Origin of the sequence: Novosphingobium sp., assembly GCF_027486195.1 — a bacterium.
In the GTDB taxonomy this organism is placed as follows: domain Bacteria; phylum Pseudomonadota; class Alphaproteobacteria; order Sphingomonadales; family Sphingomonadaceae; genus Novosphingobium.
This window is the reverse complement of record NZ_JAIXPP010000110.1, coordinates 21,107-27,153: the sequence shown is the minus strand read 5'-3', so window position 1 is coordinate 27,153 and position 6,047 is coordinate 21,107. Positions and strand designations below refer to the sequence as shown.

General features: G+C 62.2%; 4 protein-coding genes and 1 pseudogene. 4 read left to right on the top strand and 1 reads right to left on the bottom strand.

Annotated features, from left to right (window positions below; translation table 11 throughout):
* Positions 1 to 293 (bottom strand): annotated as a pseudogene (locus Q0071_RS19015) (lipid kinase); the annotation flags it as partial.
* Between Q0071_RS19015 and Q0071_RS19010 the strand changes: the two are divergent.
* The 4 genes from Q0071_RS19010 (at position 283) to Q0071_RS18995 (ending at position 6,043) form a co-directional block, all read left to right on the top strand.
* Positions 283 to 549 carry a hypothetical protein gene (locus tag Q0071_RS19010; RefSeq protein ID WP_298173391.1) on the top strand — a complete coding sequence of 89 codons (267 nt, stop codon included), beginning with the start codon at positions 283 to 285 and terminating at the stop codon, positions 547 to 549. The pseudogene Q0071_RS19015 and the gene Q0071_RS19010 overlap by 11 nt on opposite strands.
* Positions 550 to 1,080: 531 nt before the next feature.
* Positions 1,081 to 3,441: a TonB-dependent receptor gene (locus Q0071_RS19005; RefSeq protein ID WP_298173402.1), complete on the top strand. Its 2,361-nt coding sequence runs from the start codon at positions 1,081 to 1,083 to the stop codon at positions 3,439 to 3,441.
* Positions 3,442 to 3,568: 127 nt separating this feature from the next.
* Complete coding sequence (locus Q0071_RS19000; RefSeq protein ID WP_298173388.1) at positions 3,569 to 4,459, top strand: sterol desaturase family protein; 891 nt, start codon at positions 3,569 to 3,571, stop codon at positions 4,457 to 4,459.
* Between the two features lie 9 nt (positions 4,460 to 4,468).
* Positions 4,469 to 6,043, top strand: a complete 1,575-nt coding sequence (locus tag Q0071_RS18995; RefSeq protein WP_298173385.1) for a tetratricopeptide repeat-containing sulfotransferase family protein — start codon at positions 4,469 to 4,471, stop codon at positions 6,041 to 6,043.
* The last annotated feature ends 4 nt before the right edge of the window (positions 6,044 to 6,047 follow it).

Here is a 6,047-nt window from a genome sequence, read left to right as displayed (position 1 = left end):
TCGAGCTTGCCGGCGGTGTACTGGTTGATCGATTCGACGTAGTCGTTGACCTGCACGATCTTGATCTTGAGGTGGTACTTGTCTTCCCACTTCTTCACGATGCCGGCCTGCTGCGCATACGGCCAAGGCATCCACCCGGCATAGATCGACCAGCCGATGCTGAATTCGGTCTTCTTTTCAGTGGGAGCACTGCCGCCCGAGCAGCCGCCAAGGGCGAGCGTGGCGGCAAGTGCCGCAGCAAGGAGCGAACCGGTTAACGCCCGGGCAGGCCTGGCGGGGGAGGTGGCTGACACGATTCTGTCTCCTTTCGCAGTGCAGCATTGCGAGAAAGATGCCGCTTGTCCATGGCAAAATGTTACGTTTCGGAAAAAACGTAATACCACTTTGGGGAAAACCCACAGTGGTTCGCGAATCAGGCAAGGGATTCCGGGTGATTGTGTTGATTTCGCGCAACGTCATCTGAGCTCCGGTGTGCTGCCCGAGCGCACGAATGCGGCGCTTGCACACCAAAAAATCAAGGAATTCCGCACTGCAGCGAAAGCCGGATAATACCGGGTCGGCGCCGAATTATTACGCTTGACCTGTTATGTAATATCGATAGCGTAACTGAAATGTCGCAAAGGTGATAGTGCTATGCGGCAGCAACAACGAAATTTCAGGCTAGGCATCCTTATTGTCTGGCATGAGTACTCTGCGCGGCGGCGTTCGTGCGGAAGGTAGTTTGTGCGTTTTCGGAAGATCGTTCCGAAGTCGCGCAATATCGATGTTTTTTAGTATTTCTGGATGATGGGTCCTTCAGGTCGAATTGCCTTTTTGGTCATCTGGTGCGGAAAAGAGTTCGGCCGCCTTCTTGGCTGCCATTGAAGTGAGGGAATGATTCGGCGCCAGACCTGCAAAGGGTCGGCGTGCTCCTGCAAAAGCAGGCAAACAGGGACGGGGATGTCGCTTCGAGAAGGCTTTCACGCAAGCAACGCGGGGGCTCGAGTGACCAAGAAATCTTACAAGACAACACTGGCCAAGCAGGCCCTGTTAGGTGCGACGATCCTCATGGGCAGCACCGCCATTCCCGCCTTTGCACAGATGGCGCCCGAAGCGGCAGCCGATGCGCCGCAGGCTGCGGCGACGAGCGAGGACAACAGCGCGATTGTCGTGACAGCGACGCGGCGTGCGACTTCGCTGCAGGACGTGCCGATCAACATCGCGGCAGTGAGCGCCGAGCAGCTTTCGCGCCAGCGCATCGATGACGTGCGCGACATCGCGGACTTCACCCCCGGCGTGACGATTGCCGACACCGGCCCGGGCAGCGCCGGCACCATCGTGCTGCGCGGCCTCAATGCCTCGGACACGGATACGACCGGCGCCACTTACGACAACGCTTTGGGTGTCTATCTCGGCGAAGTCCCGCTCTACTACGATTTCAAGATGCTCGACCTCAACCGTGTCGAGATCTTGCTTGGGCCGCAAGGCACGCTCTACGGGCTCGGCACGCTGGCCGGTGCGATCCGGAACATTCCGAACCGGCCCGATCCCACCAAGTGGGAGGCGGCATGGCATGGCCGCGTCTATGGCAAGAACGAGGCATCGAAGGCCGGCTACCAGCTTGACGGTATGATCAACATTCCGATCGTGAAGGATCACATCGCCTTCCGTTCGGCGACCGGTTATTACTCCGACCCCGGTTTCATCGACTATCCGCTGCTGGTTAAGACCCCGGGCGTTTCGAACCCGCAGCCTGATGGCTTTGCAACGGTTCCGCCGACGTCGATCTCGCAGGCCGGGTACGATGCGAACCTCTACCGGCGCAAGGATCTCAACTTCGAGAAGACCTTCACCACCCGCAACCAGCTGCTGTTCCAGGTGACCGACGATCTCTCGATCGATTTCACCTACGCCTACCAGCATACCAAGACCGATGGCGGGCAGTACAACAGCGACGGCGTGCTGGGCACCGGCAAGTACGAAAGCGCGGCGCGCTATGCCGAACCCGTCGACCGGCAGGCGCATCTCGCCAGCATGGAAATCAACGCGCACGTTGGCGAAGTGTTCGATGTCGTGGCGACCACCGCCTACACGCAGGTGAAGAACAAGCGGATCGGCGACAACACCGACCTGCTGCTCGACCTCGACTATGACTACGAGACGTTCCCGCAGTTCACGAGCTGGAACGAGAGCGAGAACACGCGCAAGCAGTTCAACCAGGAAATCCGCCTCGTCTCGACCCATGGCGGGCCGTTCAGCTGGGTGCTTGGCGGCTTCTTCAACGAACAGAAGCTGCAGGCTGACTACCGCGAGCATGTTCCGGGCCATCCGTGGGTGGATCTTGCGACGAACCCCAACGAAATCGAATACGCGTCGTTCAACCGCTCCAAGGTGACCGAGAAAGCCGTGTTTGGTGAAGGCACCTTCAAGATCACGCCGGAGTGGCAGGTCACGGCCGGTGGGCGTTATTTCAGCTATACGTCGCGGGTTTCGGGCCGCGCGGTGACGCCGCTCCTCGGCGATCCGATCAGCCCCTATGATCTGGCTCCGGCCGGCGGCACGACGGAGAAGAGCGGCGGGGTATGGAAGTTCAACACCTCCTACAAGTTCTCGCCCGGTCTGATGCTCTATGCCACCTATAGCAAGGGCTACCGCATTGGCGGCCCCAACACCGTGGCGCCGTGCGTCCTTCCGCTGAAGCCGCCGCCGTTCCAGAACGTCTGCGCCCTGCCGAACGAGCTGCAATACGGTCCGGATTCGACCAAGAACCTTGAAGTCGGCATCCGTGCCGAACTGTTCAACCGCAAGTTGACCCTTAACGTCAACGCGTTCTCGATTGACTGGAGCGGCATTCAGGTCGCCTCCGCAACGGTCAATGGCATCGTCGGCATCACGGTGAACGGCGGCAAGGCCAAGTCGGAAGGGTTCGATGCATCGTTCCAGCTGCGGCCGATCGACGGTCTTTCGATCCAGGGAACCTATTCGTACACGAATGCCAGGCTGACCGAGGATGTGCCCGCCATCATCGCGGTGAACAGCCCTGCGGCCACCTATCCCAGCCGGCCTATTCAGCTGGACGCGCTGAAGGGCGACCGCCTGCCGGGCTCGACCCGCAACAGCGGCAGCCTTGGTGTAAGCTACACCATGCCGCTGCTGGGCGGCGACCTGATCGGCGATTGGACCGCAACCTATCGCGGCGATGTGGTGACGCGCCTTGGCTGGGATCGTGCCTATGGTGACAAGCTGCCGGGCTTCGTGCTGCACCGCGCGTCGCTCACCTGGCAGAACGACACCTTCACGATCGGGGCGTTCGCGAACAACATCTTCAACAAGTTCGCGATCACCGCCGTTTCCAACGACCGTTCGCGCGTCGGCCTGAACGACGGGGTTGTGCTGCGTTATCTTCGCAACACGGTGATTACGCCGCGCACCTTCGGGCTGGAGTTCCGCGTGAAGTACTGATCCTCAAGCGAATATCGCGCAAACAGGGGGCGGGGTTGATCCTCGCCCCCGATTGCGCAATCCTGCGGCAAATTGAAGGGCAGCAGGACGGGACAACGAACCGGAACAGGCGAGGAGTGGCGAGATCATGAGTTCGGGCCTGAAGCAGCTGGCGGTCGATTGCATTCCGCCCGCGACATTGGTGGCGGTAGTTGCGTTCTGGTACTTCGCGCCGGTGTCCGTGGTCGCAAACCCGTGGACATCGCTCGTCGTCAACGCGGTCGTCACGGCATTCGTCCTCGGCCTTGAACTCCTGTTCGAGCGGCACGAAGGCTGGCGCATCAACCGCCAAGAGTTCTTCACCGACCTTTTCTACTTTGTCCTGATCAACACCGTGATCGGGCGCATGGCCTTTATTCTTTCCGAAGCGCCGCTGCGTTCGCTCAAGGAATCCTGGGGCATCGCCACACCGTGGGTGACTGAGATGCCATTCCTCGCGCAAGTGGCGCTGGTGGTCTTCCTGTGGGAATTCGGCCAATACTGGATGCACCGGCTGATGCACAATTGGGAGCCGTTCTGGCTGACCCATGCGCCGCATCACCATATCACCCAGCTCAATGCGATGAAGGGCGCGGTGGGCAATCCGATCGAGCTGTTCCTCATCAGCCTCGGCATCGTGGCACTGCTGGATGTTTCGCCGGCGGCCTACCTTTGCGCCTTTGCCGTGACCAATGTCGTGGCCACTTATGCGCATGCCAACGTGAAGAGCAATCCGCCGCTGTTCTACAGCTACTTCTTCACCACCATCCGCCACCACAGCTTCCACCACTCGGTGGGCTATGAGAACACGCGCTGCAATTATGGCAACTCGCTGATCCTGATCGACCGCATGTTCGGCACTTACAAGGAAGGCGAGGGCATTCTGGTGGGGCAGGACGACCGGCGGCGGCTGACGATCTGGGAGCAGTTCGTGTTCCCGTTCAAGCCGGTGATCGCGATGTTCGAGCGGCGCAAGGACACGTCGTCCCCGGCCGGTTGATCGCGGGGCGTGAAGGCTGAACCTGCCCGGATTGCCGCCGTACGCCGTGCGCTGGGGCGCGGTGATCTCGGGGCAGCAGAGCAACTGGCAGGCAGCGTTGTTGCCGCCTTTCCGGACGATGCGGAAGGGCGGTTTCTGCTTGGCATGGTGCGGGCCGAAGCCGGGCGGGTGAGCGCGGGTATGGCCGATATCGCCCATGCGGTGGAGCTCGATCCGCGCGGGGATTACCGCGCGCAGCTGGCGCGGCTGCAGGTGATGCTACGGCGGGATCACGCGGCTGCGCAGACGCTGTCGGCAGCCGAAGGGGCGCTGCCGGAGAGTGCGCTGGGGCGCGATACCATCGGCTGCGTCTATGCCCGGCTGGGCGAACATGCCGCTTCTGTGCCGCATTTCCGCGAAGCGGTGCGGCTCGCGCCCGACAACGCCGCGTTCCGCTACAACCTTGCCGCCGCGCTCAATTTCATCGGCGATGTTGATGGAGCCGAAGCGCAGGCCGAAGCGCTGATCGGGATCGATCCCGACAACGCGCGGGGCCATCACATGCTGGCGGGGATGCGCAAGCACAGCGCTGAGCGGAACCATGTCGAGCGACTGACGGCAGCGCTAGCCCGCGCGCAGGCGCCGGACGCGCGGCTGCTACTGGGTTATGCATTGGCAAAGGAGCTCGAGGATATCGGCGAGCAGCAAGCCGGGTTTGCCCGGCTCGCCGAGGCCAATGCCGAGCACCGGGCGCGCCTGCCTTATACCTTCGCGCGGGACAGTGCCAACTTCGATGCGATCGAGCGGACCTGGCCGCGTGTGGCGGCGGCACCAGTGCGGGGGGCACCGCAGGATGCGCCGATCTTCGTGATCGGCATGCCGCGCACCGGCACGACACTGGTCGACCGTATCCTCTCCTCCCATCCCGCCGTGCGCAGTGCGGGCGAACTGCAGGCGATGCCGTTGGCAGTAAAGATGGCGGCGGGTACGACCAGCCGCATGGTGCTAGACCCCGAAACGATCGAGGCGGCGGCAGGCGAAGACCTCGGTGCGATCGGGCGCGACTATCTGGCGCGGGCGCTCAGCCATGCGGGCGCGCGCGAGCAGGGGCGGTTCGTCGACAAGTTTCCGGGCAACTTCCAGTACGCGGGGTTCATCGCGCGGGCGCTGCCCGAAGCGCGGATCGTGTGCCTCCGCCGCCATCCGCTCGATACGGTGCTGGCGAACTTCCGCAATCTCTTCGCGATTTCCTCGCGCTATTACGACTACAGCTACGACCTGATGGACATCGCGCGGTACTATGCGCGGTTTGACCGGCTAATGGCGTTCTGGCGCGCGGCGCTGCCGGGGCGCATTTTGGAGCTGCGCTACGAGGATCTGGTGGCCGATCAGGAAGGCGAGACGCGGCGGCTGCTGGCCCATTGCGGGCTGGACTGGGATGCGGCCTGCCTCGATTTCCACCGCAACACCGCGCCGGTTTCCACGCCGAGCGCGGCGCAAGTGCGGCGGCCGATGTATACCGATTCAGTGGCTCGCTGGACGAAGCACCGGGACGCGCTGGCCCCGGTGATCGCGTTCTTCGAGGAACAGGGTATTCCGATCTAGCCGG

Bases quoted from the DNA above. Each gene is read 5' to 3' on its own strand.
- Q0071_RS19005 (WP_298173402.1), top strand. From the start codon at position 1,081: ATGGCGCCCGAAGCGGCAGCCGATGCGCCGCAGGCTGCGGCGACGAGC.
- Q0071_RS19000 (WP_298173388.1), top strand. From the start codon at position 3,569: ATGAGTTCGGGCCTGAAGCAGCTGGCGGTCGATTGCATTCCGCCCGCG.